This window comes from Rhizobium sp. BK212 (assembly GCF_014197475.1).
Taxonomy (GTDB): Bacteria; Pseudomonadota; Alphaproteobacteria; order Rhizobiales; family Rhizobiaceae; genus Rhizobium; species Rhizobium anhuiense.
Genome location: NZ_JACIFS010000003.1, coordinates 294,108 through 314,657, shown reverse-complemented (window position 1 = coordinate 314,657; position 20,550 = coordinate 294,108). Strand labels below are relative to the sequence as shown.

Genomic DNA, 20,550 nt, shown 5'->3' with positions numbered 1-20,550 from the left:
TGCCGTTGAAATCCTTTTGGCAGCGAGCGTCAAGAGCAAGCTTCCAGCGTCCACAAACTCAGCATTCGACGACATTGACGGCGAGTCCCCCGGTCGATGTTTCCTTGTATTTCTCGCTCATGTCGTGGCCGGTCTGGCGCATCGTCTCGATACAGGCATCGAGCGGCACGAAATGCTGGCCGTCGCCCTTGACGGCAAGTGATGCCGCGGTGACCGCCTTGACCGCGCCGAGCGCGTTGCGCTCGATACAGGGAACCTGCACCAGGCCCGCGATCGGATCGCAGGTCATGCCGAGATGGTGTTCGAGCGCGATCTCGGCGGCATTCTCGATCTGCTCCGGCGTACCGCCCATGACCGCGGCAAGGCCCGCCGCCGCCATCGCCGCCGCCGACCCGACCTCGCCCTGACAGCCGACCTCGGCGCCCGAAATCGACGCATTGTGCTTGATGATGCCGCCGATGGCAGCCGCCGTCAGCAGGTAGTCGCGAATACCGTCCTGATCCCAGTCCTCGTGGAAATGTTCGTAATAGCGGATCGTCGCCGGAATGACACCGGCCGCCCCGTTGGTCGGCGCCGTGACGACGCGCCCGCCGGCTGCATTCTCCTCGTTGACGGCCATCGCATAGACGCTGAGCCAGTCGTTAGCGAGCAGCGGGTTGACGCGGTTGCTGCGCCACTCCTCCTCGAGCTTGTCGTGAATCCGGCGGGCGCGACGCTTGACGTTGAGGCCGCCGGGCATGATGCCCTCGACCTTGAGGCCGCGCTCGATGCAGGAGCGCATCGCTTCCCAGATGCGGTCGAGGCCCTGATCGAGCTCCTCGCGGCTACGCTGGCTTTCTTCGTTCGCCCGCTTCATCTGCGCGATCGACAGTCCGGAGCGCTCCGCCATCTCAAGCATCTGCTTGGCGGTGGCGAAGGGATAGGGGACGCGGGTTCCGCCGGCCGCATTCTTCTTCGCCCGCATCTGTTCGAGCTCGGTGTCGGTGACGACGAAGCCGCCGCCGACCGAATAATAGATGCGCTTGAGGAGCAGCCGGCCATCCCTGTCATAGGCCGAGAAGATCATGCCGTTGGCGTGGCCGGGCAACGGCTGTTTCTTGTCGAAGATCAGGTCGGTCTTCGGCTGGAACTGATAGGCGGGATGGCCCGCCGGCGTGATGCGGCCGGTCCGCTCCACAGTATCGATGATGCCGTCCATTTTGTCAGGATCGACGCTGTCGGGCGCCTCGCCCATCAGCCCGAGAATGACCGCCCTGCCCGTGCCGTGGCCGATACCGGTATGGGCGAGCGAGCCGTGCAGGCTGACCTTGATGGCTGCGACCTGTGCGCCCGACGACGGGCGCGGCCATTCACTCGACAGGATCAGGTCGAGAAACCGGTTGGCCGCCGACATCGGACCCATCGTGTGCGAACTCGACGGCCCGACACCGATCTTGAAGACATCGAATACCGAGAGAAACATAGGTGCGCCTTCTGAATACAAGGATGCAAGCTTAAGCGGGGCCGGTTTAAAATCCGCGCGGCACACCGACATCGCATGGAGCCGGTGCGACATTCGGTGCACACGAGAGCGTCCCGCGTCCAATGGGACGCTCTAGCACTTTGAGTTTGCGCATAATCCTTTCCGAAAATCGAATCCGATTTTCGGGGTTATGCGCCAAACCAAGCGGTCCGCCTTGTCAGTCACTATAGCATTTCAAATGGGAAGGTTTGCACAACTTGTCCGTTGTTAGACGAGACGACACATTGTAGATTGAACGCATGGCGCTCAAACGGATGGACAACGTAGGAATCGTCGTCGACGACCTCGGAGAGGCGATTGATTTCTTTGGCGAGCTCGGTCTCGAGCTCGAAGGGCGGACCACGATCGAAGGAGAATGGGCCGGACGTGTCACTGGACTGGGCGATCAGCGCGTCGAGATTGCCATGATGCGCACGCCGGACGGTCACAGCCGGCTCGAACTCTCCCGCTTCCTCACGCCACCCACTGTCGCGGATCACCGCAATGCCCCGGTGAACGCTCTGGGCTACCTTCGCGTCATGTTCACGGTCGATGATATCGACGAGACGCTTGAAAGGCTCCGCAGGCGCGGCGCGCAACTCGTGGGCGAAGTCGTGCAGTATAAAGACGCGTATCGGCTCTGCTACATCCGCGGGCTTGGAGGGCTTCTCATCGGACTCGCCCAAGAGCTCGACTGAGCGCTATGCGCGAAGCTTCTCGTCGCGACTATCCTGAATGACCGTGCCGTCGGCCCCATCCTGGGGTTCGGGCATAGCGCCGTGCAGCAGGCGCTTTTCGATCTCTTGCAGGTTGACGATCGCGCGATCCATTTGATCGGCCGAAGTTTCGTGCGGAACCATGCGCGTGCGATTATTCTGCCATAGCCTGACCAGCAGCCGACGACCGGGAGCCTCGATCGTCTCGTGGATGAACCATGCCCCGGCTACCGCTACGAAAAGCGTCGCCACGATGAGCGCCGGTTCGGGTACCGACGCATCAAAAGTCAGACGCGCCAGGAACATTATGGGGACATGGAAAAGGTAAAGTGAAAAGCTGATCTTCCCCAGAAACCGTACTGGTGCAGCTGCCAGGACATCTGCAGCGATCGGGGGTTGTCGAGCGACGAGCCCGACGATGACGGCTGCAGCCACCGCGCTTTGCAGGCTCCAGAATTCAGGGGAAAAGCCCGGGAAGATATGCCTGTACGTGAAAAACACCGCCAGAAGGAAAAGCGTTGAAATTCCCGTGAGGGTCGAGGGAATCCAACTGCTCCAGTAGGAATGTGTCATTCCGGCAAGTGCGCCGAAAAGAAAATAAGGGAGCTTGGAGACGAGCAATATTCCCGGGCCTGGCAATTCAACCAGTCCGTCCACGACGACGACCACGGTCAGGCCCACAATCATGCCGCTAAAGCGTTGCGGCTGGGCCAAGCAAAGCCACAGGACGGGAAAGAGCAGATAGAATTGGATCTCAGGTGGTATCGACCAGAAAACACCACTGGAGCCGAGAAGAAAGACATGGCGCACAAAATCCGCGCCGCCCGCGATCGGCTGAACAAAATCCAGATTTTGCACCCTCGACAGCATCGCTACCAGAACGACGGCCGCCAGATAGACCGGGTAGATGCGGGCAAAGCGGCTCACAAGAAAATCCAACACGTTTTCTCTCGTGACCGGCCGTGAGCCGTAGAGATGAGCCATCAGGAAGCCGCTAAGAGCAAAAAACAAACCGACAGCTTCGTCGCCCATCGACACGAGATGCGGAGCTGTGATTGGAAAGATAAAGCCAATATGGGCTCCAACGACCAGAAGCGCAGCGACACCGCGCAGGCCATCGAGACTCGGGATGTAATCCGGCCGGCTCATGGGTCACTTTTGAATCAGCTGTTCAGGTTCAGTCCTGAACAATTGGCCACGACAACTTTACAAGCGGTTAACGCGGTGCGCTCTCGTCTGCCGGTTGCCACGCAAGCTCGTTGATAACACGGATTTCAGCGCGCTCCCTCCGGAAGATGCCGGTCGGTTGTCCACTAAGCCTTGTCGTTTCCCGACGGCTCTATTATGCCGAAGTGCCGCATGGCCAAAAGCCCGCGTATAGCCGCCGAACTCGGCCATGCGGCACAATCCGACTTGCGGCATAGTGGCCGCGTTCATGCGGAGACTGAATCACTGATGACGACGGCGGATTATATCGCTTTGGCCTTCTTTGCCTGCGTCTGGATGGGCTATTCCTGGCTGCTGCACGGCCGCACCTTCTTCGGACGCACCAGCCTGACCCATGCGATGACCGAACGGCGCCGGGAATGGATCTACAATTCGCTGCGCCGCGACCTGAAGATGATCGACACGCAGATCATGGCCGGCTTGCAGAACGGCACCGCCTTCTTCGCATCCACCTCGATCTTCGCGATCGGCAGTTGCTTTGCCTTGCTCGGCGCGACCGAGAAGGTCGACGCCGTCTTCGCCGACCTGCCTTTCGTCTTTCATGGCGGCCACGCCGTTTTCGAGATGAAGGTCGGCGGGCTGGCTGCGCTTTTCGGCTACGCCTTCTTCAAATTCGGCTGGTCCTACCGGCTGTTCAACTACTGCACCATCCTGTTCGGCTCGATCCCAATGATGCGCGACACCGAGCGCGACGTCATCGCCGCCGAGCGGGCCGCCGAACGCGTCATCCGCATGAACGTCATTGCCGGCAGTAATTTCAACGAGGGCCTCCGGGCGATCTTCCTGTCGATCGGCTATCTCGGCTGGTTCATCAACCCTTATGTCTTCATGCTGACCACGGCGATCGTCATCTTCGTGCTGGCGCGGCGGCAGTTCTTCTCGGAGGCGCGACTGGCGATCATGGATGCCGGCCCGCCATCAAATCTCAACCTTTCTGCTATTCGCCGCGACAAGCCGTCAAGCGGCGGACGTGATTTGCCCGAGGGACTTTGATGACATTGCCGGCAACGGAAACCGATGTGGTGACAAAACCGCCGCGCATCGGTCTATTGGATACGGCGCGCGGCGTCGCGCTGATCGCCATGGCGAGCTACCATTTCAGCTGGGATATGGAGTTCATGGGCTATCTCGCGCCGGGCACGGCCGAGACCGGCTGGCTGAAGATCTATGCCCGGGCGATCGCCACGACCTTTCTCTTCATCGTCGGCATCAGCCTGGTGCTCTCGAGCAAGCCCGAGATTCGCTGGCCCTCCTTCTGGAAGCGCTTCGGCATGATCGCCGCGGCAGCCGCGGCAATCTCGATTGCCACGCGCATCGCGATGCCGGACGAGTGGATCTATTTCGGCATCCTGCATTGTATCGCGGTGCTCACGCTCATCGGCGTTGTTTTTTTGAGACTGCCGCTTGCCTTCAGCCTTATCGCCACGCTCGCGCTCTTTGCCGCCTGGATCACCGATAATTTCGGTCCACCCGGCCTGCTTCGCTCGTCCTTCTTCGATCCCCGATATCTCGCCTGGATCGGCCTTGCGGTGATGCCGGAACGATCCAACGACTACGTGCCGCTGTTTCCCTGGGCAACGCCCTTCTTCGCTGGTTTAACTATTGCCTCGATCGCCATCAGAACCAGACTGCTGCACCGGCTTGCCGCCATCGGCACCGGTTCCTGGTGGCCGGCAAGGCTTGGCCGCCACAGCCTTGCCTTTTACCTCATCCACCAGCCGGTATTGATCGGTATCGCCTATGGGCTTTCCCTCGTCGTCCCACCGCAGGCGCCTGATCCGGTTGCGACTTACCTAAGGCAATGCAACGCCTCCTGCGTCATGCAGCAGGGCGAAGCTCTCTGCCGCAGCTTCTGCCAGTGCACGCTGGAGAAATTGCAGGCGCAGGCCCTGTTCACGCCGCTTCAGGCGGGCGCGATCGATATACAGAACGACGAGCGGGTCCAGACAATTGCCGCAGAATGCAGCGCCGAGGCGGAATGAATTCGCCGACAATACCGCGCGTGATCAGGTGGTGACGCCGATTTCGGCCAGGCGGCCGAGGCAGGTCTCTTCGATAGCGTCGAGTTCCGCCAGCGTGTCGTCGATATCCTTGCGCTTCTGGCGCAGGTCGTCACGCTTCTCATCGACGCGCTTCATCAGGAGCTTCAGCTGGCCGAGTTCGCCCGGCGGCTCCTTGTAAACCTGGATGATCTCGCGGATTTCGGCGATGGTGAAACCGATGCGCCGGCCGCGGAGAATTTCTGCGATGAGCCGCCGGTCGGCTTGCCGGAACAGGCGGGTGCGCCCACGCCGCTCCGGATGGATCAGTCCCTCGTCCTCGTAGAAGCGGAGCGTGCGCGTCGAGACCCCGAATTCGCGCGTCAGTTCCGTTATGCTATAAAACTTGTTCACCGGCATGTGTTCCCCGTCGTCGGACAGACGATAATATTGACTTTTACGTAATAGTCAATTTTTGGCGGTTCAGATACCGAACCACCAGGTGGCGATACCGAGAAAGGCGAAAAAGCCGGTACAGTCCGTCACCGTCGTGACGAAGACGGAAGAGGCGATCGCCGGGTCGGCCCCCACCTTGTCGAGCAGCAGGGGCAGCAGGATGCCGGCAAGGGCTGCCGCTATCAGATTGATGATCATCGCCGCCGCAATCACGCCGCCAAGCTGGTAGTCGTGGAACCAGGTGCCTGCGATCGCGCCCATGATCGTTGCGAAGACGATTCCGTTCAGGATGCCGACGCCCGCCTCTCTGCGGATGATGCGGCCGGCATTGTAGATGTCGAGATCGCGAGTGGCGAGCGCGCGCACCGTCACCGTCATCGTCTGCGTGCCGGCATTGCCGCCCATCGAGGCGACGATCGGCATCAGCACGGCGAGCGCGATCATCTTCTCGATCGAGGCGTCGAACAGACCGATGACGCTTGCCGAAAGCATCGCCGTACCGAGGTTGATTAAAAGCCACAGGAAGCGCGAACGTGCCGTCGAGAGCACATTGTCGGATAGCTCTTCGTCGCCGACGCCGCCGAGGCGCTTGATGTCCTCGTCGGCCTCCTCGTGGATGACGTCGACGACGTCATCGATGGTCAGCACGCCGACCAGTCGGCCGTTCTCGTCGACCACGGCGGCCGAGAGAAGGTCGTACTGCTCGAAAAGCTGAGCAGCCTCCTCCTGGTCCATCTCGGCAGGGACCGGATGGTTGGTCTCGCGCATGATCTGCTCGATCTTCGTCTGCCGCTTGGTGCGCAGGATCTGATCGAGATCGACGGCGCCGAGCAGCTTGAAGGTCGGATCGATGACGAAGATCTGCGAGAAGGAATAGGGCAGATCCTCCTCGTCGCGCATGTAATCGATCGTCTGTCCCACCGTCCAGAACGGCGGCACCGCGACGAATTCCGTCTGCATGCGGCGCCCGGCCGAGCTTTCGGGATAGTCGAGCGCCCGGCGCAACCGCACCCGCTCGGTGAACGGCAGCTGGGCAAGGATTTCTTCCCGGTCTTCCTTGTCGAGATCTTCGAGAATGTAGACGGCATCGTCCGAATCGAGCTCGCCGATCGCAGCGGCGATCTGCTCGTTCGGCATCTGGTCGACGATCTCGCGGCGGATCACCTCGTCAACCTCGGTCAGCGCCGTCATGTCGAAATCGTCGCCGAGCAGGCGCACCAGCGCCAGGCGCTGATCCGGCTGGATGGCTTCCAGCAGGTCGCCTATCTCGGATTCATGTAGGCGGGCAACGTTCTGGCGCAGGAACAGCGTGTCGCGGTCGGCGATTGCGGCGCCGACGAGCGCCAGGAAATCGCTGCGGACATTGCCGTCCTCGTCGTAGATATCGGCTTCCTCGCCGTCAGGACGCCTGCGAATGCGGTCTTCCCCGTCGGTGGTCGTCATCTGCCGCCCTCGCACCTGGTTTGAATTTCAACGACTGCCGTGCCGCATTCGCAAATGTCGGCCGAAAACACATTGTCAACAAGCGGATAAGCGAATCCCGCGCGAGGCTCCCGCAGCCGGAATTCTTGGCCCCTGCTAGCCCAAAGCATCCGCGTCGTAAAGCGGCAAACCGTGCTTCGTGATGACAATGCCTGCGGCCGGCGATAGTTTCCTCACCCGTCCAAGCAGAGCCCGTCCAAGAGGAAGCCAGCCCCATGCCCATCCGTCCGATTCTGCGTTATCCGCATCCGGGTCTGAAGACAGCCTGCGCGCCGGTGACGGCCTTCGATTCCTCACTCACGGCACTTGCCGACGACCTGCTGGCGACCATGCGGGCCGCGCCCGGCGTCGGCATCACCGCCGCCCATATCGGCGTCTTCAGCCGCGTGACCGTGCTGGAGCTCGACAGGGCCGACGGCGTACGTCTCTATGTCAATCCGGAGATCACCTGGTTTTCGAAGGAGACGATGAGCCATGCCGAAGGCAGCGTCTCCATGCCCGGCGCGACCGACGAGGTCACGCGCCCGCGAGCGATCCGATTCCGCTATCAGGATGCAGAAGGCGCCATGCACGAGGACGCCGCCGAAGATTTCCTCGCCATCTGCATCCAGCACGAGGTCGACCAGCTCGACGGCATTTTCTGGCTGCAGCGCCTCTCGCGGCTGAAACGCGAGCGTCTCGTGAAGAAATGGGAAAAAACGTCGGCCTGACAAATCCCCTCCACACCGAACCATTCGCTGATGCCGGCGTTTCCAGCAAAGGAACCCGGCAAAAAACATGGAGCGACTGCAATGGAAAGGATCGGTGACAAGACCCAGTTCTCCCGGGAAAAGCCTGAGCTTTCCCGCGAAGAAGATTATCGCGACCTCGAGGAACGCAATCTCGACGCCGGCTGGCCCTATGCCGACGGCACCGGCGCCGACCCCGCCAACCGCCCCTATGGCGAGACCGCAGCCAATTTTGACAGCGATCCCAACAAGGGCTTCCGGGTCGATGGCACGGACGAGGACGGTAACGAGAATCGCCTGAAGGATTCGCTGCGCGCCGATACCATCGACCGCGATGAAAGCGACGACCTCGAAGCGCGGGTCAACGACAATCTCGAAAACATTCCTGAAGTCGACATCGACAGCATCGAGGTTCACGCCGACGGCCACGTCGTCACCCTGGAAGGCTCGGTAGAGACGATCGGCATCGCCCGCAAGGTCGAACTCGCCGCGCTTTCGGTCGATGGCGTCCATCATGTCCGCAATAAACTGCAGCTGACCGGCGTCGACGCGCATATTCCGAACGAGGACTGACACCCAACATACCGATCATAAGCGGGAGGCGCCAAGGCCTCCCCACCCCTCCGCCTACATTACCAAAAGTTAACAATTTAAGATTGCAGGCCGATCCATTTTTGTGAGTGCCGTATTTTGTTATTTTGCTTAGGCGGCTTGCGTAACGAGAACGTCAATTTCGTTGACAACACTGTGATTTCATTTGGACAAAAGGTCGCGGCTACGTCGCCATCTTTTCACAAAATTGCCTGAATTGGGGCGCGAACTCGTGCGTGCCGAGGGTTAGTTTATGTTGTGGAATTCAACAGCAGATTGAGGAGATAGACCCATGCGCATCAAATTTGCCCTTGCCGCGTCCCTGTTCGCCGTCAGCCTTGCAGGCGCTGCCTTCGCCCAGCCGACCTATTCCGACGACTACACCAATGACAGCGACGGTTTTGCACCGAGCCCGGTGTCGAAGCCGGCCCCGGTCCATTACAGCAGCCGCAAGGCCCCGGCCTATTCCAGCGACTACACCAATGACAGCGACGGTTTCGCCCCGAGCGCCATGGCGACCCCTGCCGTCGACAAAACCGCAACGGCGAGCATCGCCCCCCTGCCTCCGTGCCACAGCATGATTGGCCCCAAGGGCTCCCACACCAAGGGTGCCGACAGCGGCGCATCCCGCACCGAAGCATGCCGGGCAACGCATTGATCCGATAAAAGAAAGGGCCGGAAATCGGCCCTTTCTTTTTCGATCTATTTGTCTGTCGTTTCAGAATAGGAATGGAACGAGCCGGTAACGGGTTCTGCCCATGAAGGCCTCGTAAGCAGGATCCTGTTTGAGCAGGCGCTCTTCCGCCAGAAGGCGGAAACACTGCGCGGCAAGGGCGGTCGCATAGATGGCAAAATTCCAAAAGCTCGGATGGGCCAGGAAGAAGCCGATATGCGTCATCAGATAGCCCGCATACATCGGATGGCGGATAATCTTGTAGGGTCCACCGATCTTGACGCCACGATTGGCCGGCACCAAGCCAAAGCTTCGCCGCAATGTCAGCTTTGCCGATATCTGCAGGATGAAACCGAGTGCCATCACCGTCCCGCAGAGTGCGAGCGGCGCGAGAGGCGTGGTCGCGGAGGGTGAGACGAGCAGCGGGAAGAGCGTGCCGATGGCGGTGACCGTCCAGTCAAAAAGGCGCAGCGACGCATTTCTCGTCGGTCGGCGTGTCAGGATCAGGAAGGCCGCAGCGCCCTCCGAAACGATCAGCAGGAAATCGATGATCGCCCGGTTATCCTGCATCTGCGGCAGGACACGCATGACGATCGCGACGAAAAAATACCCGATGAGGACCTTCTCGACAATATCGAGAACGAAATACACATCGAAGATCGACCAGCTTGCCGCTGAGTTTTTTTTCATTGTCCGCAAGACTTCCACATCCACAGCGTTGTGATGTCCTATATATTTGACACCGCTAATTATAGGTTAAGACCTTCACCCACATCTCGCAGTGCAGCGATTTGATTTGCTGATCCTGACCCTAAAATGCGCCAGGGGACGTCGTCCGAAGGGAAATGGGCGCTCAAGAACTGCGCGTCTACCATGTCGCGCGACGCATTGATCCGCGGAAAAATGCAAATTGCCCCGGACAAGTCGCCGTCATGCTGAGTCAGTTCTCGCCCGTCGTTTCGCCGAAAACCGACTCGAAGGCGGTGCGCAGCCGGATATCGACATCGGCCATCATCACGGGCAAGCCAAGATCGACGAGACTGGTCACGCCATAGGCTGATATCCCGCAGGGCACGATCCCGCCGAAATGATCGAGATCCGGATCGACGTTAAGCGACAGTCCGTGGAAGGTCACCCATTTGCGCAGCCTTATGCCGAGGGCGGCGATCTTGTCCTCGGCCATCGTCCCGTCCGCCAGCAATGGCTTTTCCGGCCGACGCACCCAGACGCCGACGCGATCTTCACGTCTCTCGCCACGAACATTCATCATGTCGAGCGTGCGGATGACGACATCCTCAAGGGCGGCGACGAAGGCGCGCACGTCCTGGCGCCGCCTTTTCAGGTCGAGCATGACATAGGCGACGCGCTGGCCGGGTCCATGATAGGTATATTCACCGCCACGCCCCGTCGCAAAGACCGGAAAACGGTCCGGCTGGACGAGATCGCTCGCATTGGCGCTGGTGCCGGCAGTATAGAGCGGCGGATGTTCGACGAGCCAGACGAGCTCGTCTCCGCCGTCTGATATCACCGCCACCTCGCGCTCCATCGTCGCCACCGCCTCCTCATAGGCAACGAGGCCATCGGCGATGCGCCAGCGCACCGGGCGGGTGCCGGGTTGGGGAAGCATTGAGAATTCGAGATCGGTGCGAAGCATGGCCATTCCTTGCCGCTCTCCCCGAAATGCCTGCAAAAAAGGGGCGGCAGGACAGCTATATGGACCCGTTTCGGGGCCAATTCAAATGCTGTGAGCGGTTTTCAAAAAAACTGTCATATCGCCCTTGTGCACCCCAGATGCTTTTGCTACATGCTGCCCCGCCGACGCAAATCGGCACCTACCACGATGCGGTCGTGGCGGAATTGGTAGACGCGCAGCGTTGAGGTCGCTGTGGGGCAACCCGTGGAAGTTCGAGTCTTCTCGACCGCACCATTTCCCTTCAGGGGAACGCTTTCTAAGCGACGATTTCGACATCACCTCGAAGCTATTTGCGGCTGCCTGGCTTGATCGCCCGGCTTTGCCGTGATTGATGGCGTCATCCTCGCAAGAATCAGCAGCCATGTCAGAGCCCCATCAAAATTCCCTGCAGGGCATGGCCATCATGTCCGGCGCCATGCTCATCCTGCCGACTATGGATGCGATCGCCAAATACATGGCGACCTTCGAGGCGATGTCGCCGGGTCAGGTGACCTTCTATCGATTCTTCTTCCAGATCGCCTGCACCCTGCCGATTCTTTTCGCCCTTTTCGGGCTCAAGGCGCTTTCGGCCCAGCGGCCGTGGATGAACCTGCTGCGCGGTGCGCTGCATGGGGGCGCGAGCCTGCTGTTCTTCGTCGCCGTCAAATACATGCCGCTTGCCGATGTCTTCGCCATCTATTTCGTCGAGCCTTTCATGCTGGCCGCCCTGTCGGCGCTGTTTCTCGGAGAGAAGGTCGGCTGGCGGCGCTGGATAGCGATCGTCGTCGGATTCGGCGGCGCGATGATCGTCATTCAGCCAAGCTACGAGATTTTCGGCCTGAAGGCGCTGCTGCCGGTCGCCTGCGCCTTTCTGTTCTCGCTCTATCTCTTCCTCAACCGCGCCATCGGCGAGGCCGATTCGCCGCTGACCATGCAGACGATGGCCGGAATCGGCGGAACGGTGTTCATGGCCGCCGCCCTTCTCGTCGGCAGCAGTTCCGGCAATGCCGATTTTACCGTCTCTCTGCCCTCCTCCGGTCTCGGCCTTGTCCTGTTGCTCGCCCTCGGCACGATCTCCGGATATGCGCATATGCTGGTGGTCCGGGCTTTCCGGCTCGCGCCGCTGTCGCTGCTTGCGCCGTTCCAATACTTCGAGATCATCTCGGCGACCGTTCTCGGCTATGCGCTGTTCAACGATTTCCCGAGCTTTTCCAAATGGATCGGCATCTTTATCATCGTTGCATCGGGCCTCTTCATCATCTGGCGCGAGCGGTTGCAGGCGCAATCGTTAAAATCCTCCTGACCCCGGGAATATCGGGTTAACTCCGCTTCTTGAGGGATCGTCAATTCGCAGACGATAAAACAGTTTCCGGTTTCATGATGAAGCCTGGAGTTAAAACATGAGCGAATTTCGTCTCGCTTTTCCGGCCTGTGTCGTGGCCGGCAAGCATCGGCTGACGGCCGAAGATATTATACTGTTGCGCAAACATGCTTTTCCGCATGGCATTCGGACATCCGACGATGTCGTGGCGATGTTGGCGCTCAATAATTCCTGCCCTGAAAAATGTGCCGCGTGGAACGCTTTCTTCGTCGAACAGCTCGCCGGTTTCATCGTCCATTATACCTATCCGCAAGGCTCGCTTGATGAAATCAACGTCGCCTGGATCATGCGCATGTTCACGACCGATGGTGTCGTCAACTCGGCGCTGGAACTCGAGCTCATTCTCCATGTCATGGAGATCTCGGCCGATGTCCCGGGTGAATTGAGAGCGCTCGCCCTCGATCAGCTCCGACTGGCGATCACCGACAATATCGGTGGCTACAAGCTGTCGCGTGCCGTCGACCGCCGGGGCATTACCCGCCAGGACGTCGATTTCGCGATGCGCATCTTCAGAAGCGTCGCCGAAGGCGGCATCATCCCGGTCTCGCCGGTCGAATACGGCGTGCTCCAGCAGATCGAGCAGGCAACACTGGCCGGCGCCAATCATCCGCATTGGGCGGGGATCATGGCCGCCGTCAAGCTGCGCGAATATGCCGAGCCGCGGCGCAGCCGCTGGCTGCGCATCGTCGACGAAGAACCCGTCTCGGAAGCAGCCGTCGCCTGACCCTCCGCAAGCCTGATTGTGCGTTCCGGTGTTTTGTGCGTAAAACTCCGGGATGCATTTCTGGGTGGAGTCTCGATGTTCAAGAAAATCCTGATCGCGAATCGCGGCGAAATCGCCTGCCGCGTGATCAAGACTGCGCGCCGCATGGGCATTCAAACCGTCGCGGTCTATTCGGATGCGGATCGGGACGCGCTGCATGTCGAGATGGCCGACGAGGCCGTGCATATCGGCCCGGCCGCCGCGTCGGAAAGTTATCTGGTTGCCGAAAAGATCATCGCTGCCTGCAAGGCGACTGGCGCCGAGGCGGTGCATCCCGGCTACGGCTTCCTCTCCGAACGCGCCTCCTTCTGCGCTGAGCTGGAAAAGCAGGGAATCGTCTTCATCGGCCCGAAGCCGAAGGCGATCATGGCGATGGGCGACAAGATCGAATCGAAGAAATTCGCCAACGCCGCCGGAGTCTCCACCGTGCCCGGCCATCTCGGCATCATCGAGGATGCCGCCCATGCGGAAGTGATATCAGCCGGGATCGGCTATCCCGTCATGATCAAGGCTTCGGCTGGCGGCGGCGGCAAGGGCATGCGTATTGCCTGGAACGAGGCGGAGGTGCACGATGGCTTCGAGCGCGCCCGCTCGGAGGCGAAGAACTCATTCGGCGACGACCGTGTCTTCATCGAGAAATTCGTCGTTGAGCCGCGCCATATCGAGATCCAGGTCCTGGCCGATGCACATGGCAACGTCGTCTACCTCGGCGAACGCGAATGCTCGATCCAACGGCGCAACCAGAAGGTCGCGGAAGAGGCGCCCTCGCCTTTCCTCGACGAAAAAACCCGCAAGGCGATGGGTGAACAATCGGTGGCCTTGGCGAAAGCCGTCGACTACCAGAGCGCCGGCACCGTCGAGTTCATCGTCGACCGCGACCGCAATTTCTATTTCCTGGAAATGAACACCCGTCTGCAGGTCGAGCACCCGGTGACCGAGCTCGTCACCGGCATCGATCTCGTCGAGCAGATGATCCGTGTCGCAGCGGGCGAGCCCCTTCCCTTTGCTCAAGGAGATGTCAGGCTCGACGGCTGGGCGATCGAGAGCCGGCTCTATGCCGAAGATCCCTACCGCAATTTCCTGCCCTCGATCGGCCGCCTGACGCGCTACCGCCCGCCGGCGGAAGGCAGGACCGGCAATGTCGTCATCCGCAACGATACCGGCGTCTTCGAGGGTGCGGAGATCTCGATGTATTACGATCCGATGATCGCCAAGCTCTGCACCTGGGCGCCGACGCGGCTCGAGGCGATCGAGGCCATGGCCCGGGCGCTCGACGGCTTCGTCGTCGACGGCATCGAACATAATGTTCCGTTCCTGGCGGCGCTGATGAAACATCCGCGCTGGCGCGAGGGCCGGCTTTCCACGGGCTTCATCGCCGAGGAATATCCCGATGGTTTCGCACCGATGAAACCGGAGCCGCAGGAGGAGGCCGTGCTTGCCGCCATCGCGCTTTCCGCATCGCTGATCGAGGCGAACCGCCGCGAACGTTTCGCCGATCGCCTGCGCGCTGCATCGGGCGCGCTGCGCGAGCACTGGGTGGTCAAAATCGGCGACAACCACGTCGCCGCAAGATTGCTCGACGGCCTCGTCACCATCCCTTTCGATATGGACATGGCGATCGAGGGCGAGAGCCGGAGTGTTGTCACCGACTGGAGACCGGGAGACCCTGTGTGGAGCGGCAAGGTCGGCGGTCGCGACATCATCGCGCAGGTCCGTCCCGTTCTCAACGGGTTGCGCATCGACTGGCAGGGGCTTTCGGTGAGGGCCAAGGTGTTTTCGCCACGTCATGCCGAACTCGACAGGCTGATGCCGGTGAAGCTGCCGCCCGATACCTCCAAGCTCCTGCTCTGCCCGATGCCCGGCCTCGTCATCGCCATCGCCGTTGCCGAGGGCCAGGAGGTCAAGGCCGGTGAGACGCTTGCGATCGTCGAGGCGATGAAGATGGAAAACGTGCTGCGCGCCGACCGCGATCTCGTCGTCTCCAAGGTCAATGCTGCAGCCGGCGAAAGCCTGGCCGTCGATGCCGTGATCATGGAATTCGCCTGAAAGGGAAAGACCGGGCGGCCGGGTGTTTTTGCTTGAGCCGAGTTCGTCGACCATGCCAAGCTCGAGCCCAATAAATCAGCTGGGAAGCAACAAAATCAGCAGGGAGATATGAAGATGGACGTTCGCGCCGCCGTTGCCGTTCAGGCCGGAAAACCGCTCGAAGTGATGACCGTGCAGCTGGAAGGGCCGAAGGCCGGCGAAGTGCTGGTCGAGGTCAAGGCGACGGGCATCTGCCACACCGATGATTTCACTTTGTCGGGCGCCGATCCGGAAGGCCTGTTTCCGGCCATCCTCGGCCATGAGGGCGCCGGCATCGTCGTCGATGTCGGTCCGGGCGTCACCTCGGTCAAGAAGGGCGACCACGTCATTCCGCTCTACACGCCGGAATGCCGCGAATGCTATTCCTGCCTGTCCCGCAAGACCAATCTCTGCACCTCGATTCGATCAACCCAGGGCCAGGGGCTGATGCCGGATGGCACCTCGCGCTTCTCGATCGGCAAGGACAAGATCCACCACTATATGGGCTGCTCGACCTTTTCGAACTTCACCGTGTTGCCGGAGATCGCCCTTGCCAAGGTCAATCCCGACGCCCCCTTCGACAAGATCTGCTACATCGGCTGCGGCGTCACCACCGGCATCGGCGCGGTCATCAACACCGCCAAGGTGGAGATCGGCTCGACGGCGATCGTCTTCGGTCTCGGCGGCATCGGTCTCAACGTGCTGCAGGGCCTGAAGCTTGCCGGCGCCGACATGATCATCGGTGTCGATATCAACAGTGATCGCAAGGAATGGGGCGAAAAGTTCGGCATGACCCACTTCGTCAATCCGAAGGAGGTCGGTGACGACATCGTGCCCTATCTCGTCAACTTGACCAAACGCAACGGCGACCTGATCGGCGGCGCCGACTATACCTTCGACTGCACCGGCAACACCAAGGTGATGCGCCAGGCGCTGGAAGCCAGCCATCGCGGCTGGGGCAAGTCCATCATCATCGGCGTGGCCGGCGCCGGCCAGGAGATCTCCACCCGGCCGTTCCAGCTGGTCACCGGCCGCAACTGGATGGGCACCGCCTTCGGCGGCGCCCGCGGGCGCACCGACGTGCCGAAGATCGTCGACTGGTACATGCAGGGCAAGATCCAGATCGATCCGATGATCACCCACACCATGCCGCTCGAAGACATCAACAAGGGCTTCGAGCTGATGCATGCGGGCAAGTCCATCCGCGGCGTGGTCGTGTACTGATGACTGCAGCCAACTACAGGGTCGATCTCAAGAAGCTCGAAGAGCTCCCCGCCCGGGAGCTCTTCGACCTCATGAGAATGCGCGTCGATGTTTTTGTCGTCGAGCAGAACTGCCCGTATCCGGAACTCGACGGCAAGGATATCGATGCTCTGCATTTGCGCCTTCTGGAGGACGCTGAGCTCCTGGGCGCGGCGCGAATCCTGAAACCGTATGAGCCGCGGGATCCATCAACGATCGGCCGCGTCGTCGTCTCGCCTGCCCATCGCGGCAAGCGGCTGGGCGATGCATTGATGCGCGAAGCGATCACCGCCTGTGAGCGGCTTTACCCGGCAAATCCGATCGCCTTGTCGGCGCAGGCCCATCTACGCCGTTTCTACGAATCCTTCGGCTTTGTCGGGATATCGCAGGAATATCTGGAAGACGGCATTCCCCATATCGATATGATCAGACAGCCGGCCATTCAGCCGGCATGAGGATATAGCCATGATCTATGTCGACGCCGATGCCTGCCCGGTAAAACCGGAAATCCTCAAGGTGGCCGAACGTCACGGCCTCGAAGTGACCTTCGTCGCCAATTCCGGCCTGCGCCCTTCGCGCGATCCGATGATCCACAACGTCATCGTCTCCAATGCCTTCGACGCCGCCGACAACTGGATCGCCGAACGCGCCGGTGCGGGCGATGTCGTCGTCACCGCCGATGTACCGCTCGCCGTGCGCTGTGTCGCGACCGGCGCCTTCGTCAGCGGCCCGACCGGGCGCGTCTTCGACGAAACCAATATCGGCATGGCAAGCGCCATGCGCGATCTCGGCGCGCATTTGCGTGAAACCGGCGAGAGCAAGGGCTATAACGCCGCCTTCAGCCCGAAAGACCGGTCACGCTTCCTCGAAACCTTCGACCGCCTCTGCCGCCGCGCCAAGAGCCTTTCCGCGCAAGCTGGCGGCCAAGGCTGATCGCATCCCAAACCAGCAAAACAAGTCAGCAAGAAACGGGTGGCATGGCAGCCATGCCGATTCCTACCTTGAAGTAAGCCGTCTCCTCACGCATATACGCCCCATCGCAGACGACTGCGGCATCCCTCGGGATGCAACCGTCGCGGGGACGGCCTCGCTCTTGAACAAGGAGAGTCGTATGGCTTGGTTTCTGCTTTTTCTCGCCGGTCTTTTCGAATGTGGCTGGGCGATCGGTCTTAAATATACCGAGGGTTTCACGCGGCCGTTGCCGACGACGCTGACCGTCATATCCATGGTGATCAGCATCGTGCTGCTCGGCCTGGCGGTAAAGCACCTGCCGATCGGCACCGCCTACGCGGTGTGGACCGGCATCGGCACGGTTGGCACCGTACTGCTTGGCATCTGGCTGCTTGGCGATGAGGCAAGTGTCTCCCGTCTTGCCTGCATCATGCTGATCGTCGGCGGTATCGCCGGCCTCAAGCTCACTGCCTGAGATTGAGGCTGAGGGGCGTCGGCGACGTCCCTCAGCTATGGTTCAGACTGTCTTGCGGTTGTCGACGGCAAGAGCGCCGGGACCGGAGAAGAACAGGTAGAGGAAGACGAAGCAGAACAGGATCGCGGCGTCGCCCTGGTTGACGGCCGGGAAGAAGCTGCTCGGCGCATGCGCCATGAAATAGGCGACCGCCATTTCGCCGGCGAGCAGGAAAGCGACAGGGCGCGTCAGCAGGCCAATGAGAATGAGGATACCGCCGATAAGCTCGAGAAGAGCCGCGAAAAGCATCAGCGGCGGCAGCGAGCCGGACATCTGCGAAGCCGGGAAGCCGAAAAGCTTCATCGTGCCGTGTTCGATGAACAGCAGTGCGGTGATGATTCTGAGAGCGGCCAGCCCGTAGGGGCGATAGGCAGAAAGACGCTCGAAACTTGACATTAAACCTCTCCATTAAAACAATTACAGCCGAGCGTTAGCCCGTCCTCGTCAGCGATTGAACACACGGATCACTGACGGCCGTTCACATTTTCGACAGCGGGTAAACACCCGATCGCGCAGCTTTATTCGGCGGAAACGTTAAAGCGGAATGTTGTCGTGTTTCTTCCACGGATTGGCGAGATCCTTGTTGCGCAGCATCTTCAGGCCGCGCGCCAGCCGCCGGCGGGTCGAATGCGGCATGATCACCTCGTCGACATAACCGCGCTCGGCGGCGACGAAGGGCGAGAGGAACCGATCCTCGTACATTTTCGTATGTGCGGCGATCTTCTCGGGATCGGCGATATCCTTGCGGAAAATGATCTCGACCGCGCCCTTGGCGCCCATCACGGCGATCTGCGCCGTTGGCCAGGCATAGTTCAAGTCGCCGCGCAGATGCTTCGACGCCATCACGTCATAGGCACCCCCGAAGGCTTTGCGGGTGATGACGGTGAGCTTCGGCACCGTTGCCTCGGCGTAAGCGAAGAGCAGCTTGGCGCCGTGCTTGATGAGGCCGCCATATTCCTGCGCCGTGCCCGGCAGGAAGCCCGGCACGTCGACAAACGTGACGATCGGAATATTGAAGCAGTCGCAAAAGCGCACGAAACGGGCCGCCTTGCGCGAGGCGTCGCTGTCGAGCACCCCGGCCAGCACCATCGGCTGGTTGGCGACGAAGCCGACGGTGGAGCCTTCGACGCGGCCGAAACCGCAGACGATGTTGCCGGCAAAACTCGCCTGGATCTCGAAGAAATCCCCCTCGTCCGCCACCTTCCGGATCAGTTCCTTGATATCGTAAGGCTTGTTGGCGCTCGCCGGCACCAGCGTGTCGAGAGAGGCGTCGATTTCTGTCACCGACTGGTAACATTCGATCTCCGGCAGCGGCGCGGTATTCGACAGCGGCAGGAAATCGATCAGCCGGCGCACCTGCAACAGCGTTTCGACATCATTGTCATAGGCGCCGTCGGCAATCGACGAGCGCACCGTATGGACGACGGCGCCGCCGAGTTCTTCGGCTGTCACTGTCTCGTTGGTCACGGTTTTCACCACATCCGGACCGGTGACGAACATGTAGGAGGTATCGCGCACCATGAAGATGAAATCGGTCATCGCAGGCGAATAGACGTCGCCGCCGGCGCAAGGCCCCATGATGACGGAGATCTGCGGGATGACGCCGGAAGCCAGCACATTGCGCTGGAACACCTCGGCATAACCGCCGAGGGCCGCCACGCCCTCCTGGATACGGGCGCCGCCCGCATCGTAGATGCCGACGATCGGCGCGCGGTTCTTCAGCGCCATGTCTTGTACCTTCATGATCTTCTCGGCATGCGCTTCCGACAGCGAACCGCCGAAGACGGTGAAGTCCTTGGCGAAGACGAACACCGTGCGGCCGTTGACCGTCCCCCAGCCGGTGACGACGCCGTCGCCGGCAACACGGCTCTTGTCCATGCCGAAATCGGTGGAGCGATGTTCGACGAACATGTCGAACTCCTCGAAGGAGCCCTCGTCGAGGAAAAGGTCGATGCGCTCGCGCGCCGTCAGTTTGCCACGCTTGTGCTGGGCGTCGATGCGGGCTTTGCCACCGCCGAGACGGGCGATGTCGCGGCGCCGTTCCAGCTCTTCGAGAATTTCCTTCATGCGATCTCCCTCGCCGCTGCGGGCGGCAATCCGGCGGTAGATTTGTCCTAGCGGCTGCGGCCGCTGAGCGAGAAAACCGAGCGTATCCTTGCTGCAACGTCCTCGGCCAGGATCTCGTCGGCAAGCTTGGGATCGGCAGCGATGCTGGTCACGTCGAAGGCGCTGACGGCGATGACCGAGCCGTCCTCGACCGAGGCGGCGTCGATGCTGATCTTGGCGACGTTGCGGTCCTTCTGAAAGCCGAGGCCCTTTTCGACGGACACCACCCGGATCGTCAGCACCACCCGCGGCAGCACCGTGTCGCGCACCGTGGCGTTGATCGCGGCGTTGACGCGGTCGTTGATGCCGGAAAGCAGCTCGGCCGGCATGTTCGGGCCGGAGAGAACGACGGCGCTGCGCACATCATAGACCGGCGTCTCCGGCTTCGTGGCCGAGAGACTGACGCAGGCCGTGAGCGCGATACAGACGAATGCGGCCCGGCAAAAACACGACCTCAGCCAATTCATTGCAAAATCCCGCACCACCCCGTTGGAGTCGCAGATT

The 20,550-nt window shown here is 60.9% G+C and carries 22 protein-coding genes and 1 tRNA gene; 14 read left to right on the top strand and 9 right to left on the bottom strand.

What is annotated here, in order from left to right; genetic code table 11:
• Positions 1-58: 58 nt before the first annotated feature.
• Positions 59-1,462, bottom strand: coding sequence for an L-serine ammonia-lyase (locus FHT79_RS11515; protein WP_097594444.1), 1,404 nt, complete (start codon positions 1,460-1,462; stop codon positions 59-61).
• 299 nt (positions 1,463-1,761) lie between these two features.
• On the opposite strand from FHT79_RS11515, the gene FHT79_RS11510 reads away from it, so the two are divergent.
• Positions 1,762-2,199 carry a VOC family protein gene (locus FHT79_RS11510; RefSeq protein WP_097594443.1) on the top strand — a complete coding sequence of 146 codons (438 nt, stop codon included), beginning with the start codon at positions 1,762-1,764 and terminating at the stop codon, positions 2,197-2,199.
• A 3-nt stretch (positions 2,200-2,202) separates the two neighbouring features.
• Here FHT79_RS11510 and FHT79_RS11505 read toward each other — a convergent pair whose 3' ends face one another.
• Complete coding sequence (locus tag FHT79_RS11505) at positions 2,203-3,366, bottom strand: acyltransferase (RefSeq protein ID WP_097594442.1); 1,164 nt, start codon at positions 3,364-3,366, stop codon at positions 2,203-2,205.
• A gap of 306 nt (positions 3,367-3,672) precedes the next feature.
• On the opposite strand from FHT79_RS11505, the gene FHT79_RS11500 reads away from it, so the two are divergent.
• Both FHT79_RS11500 and FHT79_RS11495 read left to right on the top strand, forming a co-directional pair.
• Complete coding sequence (locus FHT79_RS11500; RefSeq protein ID WP_063473974.1) at positions 3,673-4,437, top strand: DUF599 domain-containing protein; 765 nt, start codon at positions 3,673-3,675, stop codon at positions 4,435-4,437.
• Positions 4,437-5,426, top strand: a complete 990-nt coding sequence (locus tag FHT79_RS11495) for a DUF1624 domain-containing protein (RefSeq protein ID WP_097594441.1) — start codon at positions 4,437-4,439, stop codon at positions 5,424-5,426. The genes FHT79_RS11500 and FHT79_RS11495 overlap by 1 nt, the downstream gene beginning before the upstream one ends.
• A 24-nt stretch (positions 5,427-5,450) precedes the next feature.
• Here the strand turns inward: FHT79_RS11495 and FHT79_RS11490 are convergent, their stop codons facing one another.
• Together FHT79_RS11490 and mgtE are read right to left on the bottom strand one after the other, a co-directional pair.
• A complete protein-coding gene (locus tag FHT79_RS11490; RefSeq protein ID WP_018242133.1) occupies positions 5,451-5,843 on the bottom strand; it encodes a MerR family DNA-binding transcriptional regulator in 393 nt (130 codons plus the stop codon).
• A gap of 63 nt (positions 5,844-5,906) precedes the next feature.
• On the bottom strand, positions 5,907-7,322 hold the full coding sequence (gene mgtE / locus FHT79_RS11485) for a magnesium transporter (protein WP_047615313.1): 1,416 nt from the start codon (positions 7,320-7,322) through the stop codon (positions 5,907-5,909).
• 254 nt (positions 7,323-7,576) lie between these two features.
• Between mgtE and FHT79_RS11480 the strand changes: the two genes are divergently transcribed.
• The 3 genes from FHT79_RS11480 to FHT79_RS11470 all read left to right on the top strand — a co-directional run bounded on the left by FHT79_RS11480 (position 7,577) and on the right by FHT79_RS11470 (position 9,338).
• On the top strand, positions 7,577-8,071 hold the full coding sequence (locus FHT79_RS11480; protein WP_097594440.1) for a peptide deformylase: 495 nt from the start codon (positions 7,577-7,579) through the stop codon (positions 8,069-8,071).
• 81 nt (positions 8,072-8,152) lie between these two features.
• On the top strand, positions 8,153-8,662 hold the full coding sequence (locus FHT79_RS11475; protein WP_097594439.1) for a BON domain-containing protein: 510 nt from the start codon (positions 8,153-8,155) through the stop codon (positions 8,660-8,662).
• Positions 8,663-8,972: 310 nt separating this feature from the next.
• The gene (locus FHT79_RS11470) at positions 8,973-9,338 is read left to right on the top strand and encodes a hypothetical protein (RefSeq protein WP_047615317.1); all 366 of its coding nucleotides are present in this window, start codon (positions 8,973-8,975) and stop codon (positions 9,336-9,338) included.
• 60 nt (positions 9,339-9,398) lie between these two features.
• Here FHT79_RS11470 and FHT79_RS11465 read toward each other — a convergent pair whose 3' ends face one another.
• Together FHT79_RS11465 and lipB are read right to left on the bottom strand one after the other, a co-directional pair.
• A complete protein-coding gene (locus FHT79_RS11465; RefSeq protein ID WP_047615318.1) occupies positions 9,399-10,043 on the bottom strand; it encodes an isoprenylcysteine carboxylmethyltransferase family protein in 645 nt (214 codons plus the stop codon).
• 250 nt (positions 10,044-10,293) lie between these two features.
• Positions 10,294-11,013: a lipoyl(octanoyl) transferase LipB gene (gene lipB / locus FHT79_RS11460; protein WP_047615320.1), complete on the bottom strand. Its 720-nt coding sequence runs from the start codon at positions 11,011-11,013 to the stop codon at positions 10,294-10,296.
• A 182-nt stretch (positions 11,014-11,195) separates the two neighbouring features.
• On the opposite strand from lipB, the gene FHT79_RS11455 reads away from it, so the two are divergent.
• The 8 genes from FHT79_RS11455 to sugE all read left to right on the top strand — a co-directional run bounded on the left by FHT79_RS11455 (position 11,196) and on the right by sugE (position 17,901).
• A tRNA-Leu gene (locus FHT79_RS11455) sits at positions 11,196-11,280 on the top strand.
• A 97-nt stretch (positions 11,281-11,377) separates the two neighbouring features.
• On the top strand, positions 11,378-12,328 hold the full coding sequence (locus tag FHT79_RS11450; protein WP_179874665.1) for a DMT family transporter: 951 nt from the start codon (positions 11,378-11,380) through the stop codon (positions 12,326-12,328).
• Positions 12,329-12,425: 97 nt separating this feature from the next.
• On the top strand, positions 12,426-13,130 hold the full coding sequence (locus FHT79_RS11445; RefSeq protein ID WP_063473925.1) for a hypothetical protein: 705 nt from the start codon (positions 12,426-12,428) through the stop codon (positions 13,128-13,130).
• A 75-nt stretch (positions 13,131-13,205) separates the two neighbouring features.
• Positions 13,206-15,215: an acetyl/propionyl/methylcrotonyl-CoA carboxylase subunit alpha gene (locus tag FHT79_RS11440; protein ID WP_097594437.1), complete on the top strand. Its 2,010-nt coding sequence runs from the start codon at positions 13,206-13,208 to the stop codon at positions 15,213-15,215.
• Between the two features lie 114 nt (positions 15,216-15,329).
• The gene (locus FHT79_RS11435; protein WP_183903367.1) at positions 15,330-16,457 is read left to right on the top strand and encodes an S-(hydroxymethyl)glutathione dehydrogenase/class III alcohol dehydrogenase; all 1,128 of its coding nucleotides are present in this window, start codon (positions 15,330-15,332) and stop codon (positions 16,455-16,457) included.
• Positions 16,457-16,930 (top strand): GNAT family N-acetyltransferase, encoded by a 474-nt coding sequence (locus FHT79_RS11430; RefSeq protein ID WP_097594409.1) that lies wholly within the window; start codon positions 16,457-16,459, stop codon positions 16,928-16,930. Before FHT79_RS11435 ends, FHT79_RS11430 begins: the two co-directional genes overlap by 1 nt.
• Before the next feature lie 10 nt (positions 16,931-16,940).
• Entirely contained in the window at positions 16,941-17,408 is a 468-nt protein-coding gene (locus tag FHT79_RS11425) for a YaiI/YqxD family protein (protein WP_047609910.1), read from the top strand.
• Between the two features lie 178 nt (positions 17,409-17,586).
• A complete protein-coding gene (gene sugE, locus FHT79_RS11420; protein ID WP_047609912.1) occupies positions 17,587-17,901 on the top strand; it encodes a quaternary ammonium compound efflux SMR transporter SugE in 315 nt (104 codons plus the stop codon).
• 42 nt (positions 17,902-17,943) lie between these two features.
• Here sugE and FHT79_RS11415 read toward each other — a convergent pair whose 3' ends face one another.
• From FHT79_RS11415 to FHT79_RS11405, 3 genes are all read right to left on the bottom strand, one after another.
• A complete protein-coding gene (locus FHT79_RS11415; RefSeq protein ID WP_047609914.1) occupies positions 17,944-18,336 on the bottom strand; it encodes a DoxX family protein in 393 nt (130 codons plus the stop codon).
• A gap of 138 nt (positions 18,337-18,474) precedes the next feature.
• Positions 18,475-20,007 carry an acyl-CoA carboxylase subunit beta gene (locus FHT79_RS11410; RefSeq protein ID WP_047609916.1) on the bottom strand — a complete coding sequence of 511 codons (1,533 nt, stop codon included), beginning with the start codon at positions 20,005-20,007 and terminating at the stop codon, positions 18,475-18,477.
• A gap of 47 nt (positions 20,008-20,054) precedes the next feature.
• Positions 20,055-20,513, bottom strand: coding sequence for a hypothetical protein (locus tag FHT79_RS11405; RefSeq protein WP_097594408.1), 459 nt, complete (start codon positions 20,511-20,513; stop codon positions 20,055-20,057).
• Positions 20,514-20,550: the final 37 nt, after the last annotated feature.

Excerpts from the sequence above, each read along its gene's own strand:
- FHT79_RS11500 (WP_063473974.1), top strand. The coding sequence starts at position 3,673 with ATGACGACGGCGGATTATATCGCTTTGGCCTTCTTTGCCTGCGTCTGG.
- FHT79_RS11465 (WP_047615318.1), bottom strand. The coding sequence starts at position 10,043 with ATGAAAAAAAACTCAGCGGCAAGCTGGTCGATCTTCGATGTGTATTTC.
- FHT79_RS11510 (WP_097594443.1), top strand. The coding sequence starts at position 1,762 with ATGGCGCTCAAACGGATGGACAACGTAGGAATCGTCGTCGACGACCTC.
- FHT79_RS11440 (WP_097594437.1), top strand. The coding sequence starts at position 13,206 with ATGTTCAAGAAAATCCTGATCGCGAATCGCGGCGAAATCGCCTGCCGC.
- FHT79_RS11445 (WP_063473925.1), top strand. The coding sequence starts at position 12,426 with ATGAGCGAATTTCGTCTCGCTTTTCCGGCCTGTGTCGTGGCCGGCAAG.
- FHT79_RS11470 (WP_047615317.1), top strand. The coding sequence starts at position 8,973 with ATGCGCATCAAATTTGCCCTTGCCGCGTCCCTGTTCGCCGTCAGCCTT.
- lipB (WP_047615320.1), bottom strand. The coding sequence starts at position 11,013 with ATGGCCATGCTTCGCACCGATCTCGAATTCTCAATGCTTCCCCAACCC.
- sugE (WP_047609912.1), top strand. The coding sequence starts at position 17,587 with ATGGCTTGGTTTCTGCTTTTTCTCGCCGGTCTTTTCGAATGTGGCTGG.
- FHT79_RS11515 (WP_097594444.1), bottom strand. The coding sequence starts at position 1,462 with ATGTTTCTCTCGGTATTCGATGTCTTCAAGATCGGTGTCGGGCCGTCG.
- FHT79_RS11450 (WP_179874665.1), top strand. The coding sequence starts at position 11,378 with ATGGCGTCATCCTCGCAAGAATCAGCAGCCATGTCAGAGCCCCATCAA.
- mgtE (WP_047615313.1), bottom strand. The coding sequence starts at position 7,322 with ATGACGACCACCGACGGGGAAGACCGCATTCGCAGGCGTCCTGACGGC.
- FHT79_RS11425 (WP_047609910.1), top strand. The coding sequence starts at position 16,941 with ATGATCTATGTCGACGCCGATGCCTGCCCGGTAAAACCGGAAATCCTC.
- FHT79_RS11415 (WP_047609914.1), bottom strand. The coding sequence starts at position 18,336 with ATGTCAAGTTTCGAGCGTCTTTCTGCCTATCGCCCCTACGGGCTGGCC.
- FHT79_RS11490 (WP_018242133.1), bottom strand. The coding sequence starts at position 5,843 with ATGCCGGTGAACAAGTTTTATAGCATAACGGAACTGACGCGCGAATTC.
- FHT79_RS11505 (WP_097594442.1), bottom strand. The coding sequence starts at position 3,366 with ATGAGCCGGCCGGATTACATCCCGAGTCTCGATGGCCTGCGCGGTGTC.
- FHT79_RS11410 (WP_047609916.1), bottom strand. The coding sequence starts at position 20,007 with ATGAAGGAAATTCTCGAAGAGCTGGAACGGCGCCGCGACATCGCCCGT.
- FHT79_RS11405 (WP_097594408.1), bottom strand. The coding sequence starts at position 20,513 with ATGAATTGGCTGAGGTCGTGTTTTTGCCGGGCCGCATTCGTCTGTATC.
- FHT79_RS11430 (WP_097594409.1), top strand. The coding sequence starts at position 16,457 with ATGACTGCAGCCAACTACAGGGTCGATCTCAAGAAGCTCGAAGAGCTC.
- FHT79_RS11495 (WP_097594441.1), top strand. The coding sequence starts at position 4,437 with ATGACATTGCCGGCAACGGAAACCGATGTGGTGACAAAACCGCCGCGC.
- FHT79_RS11435 (WP_183903367.1), top strand. The coding sequence starts at position 15,330 with ATGGACGTTCGCGCCGCCGTTGCCGTTCAGGCCGGAAAACCGCTCGAA.
- FHT79_RS11475 (WP_097594439.1), top strand. The coding sequence starts at position 8,153 with ATGGAAAGGATCGGTGACAAGACCCAGTTCTCCCGGGAAAAGCCTGAG.
- FHT79_RS11480 (WP_097594440.1), top strand. The coding sequence starts at position 7,577 with ATGCCCATCCGTCCGATTCTGCGTTATCCGCATCCGGGTCTGAAGACA.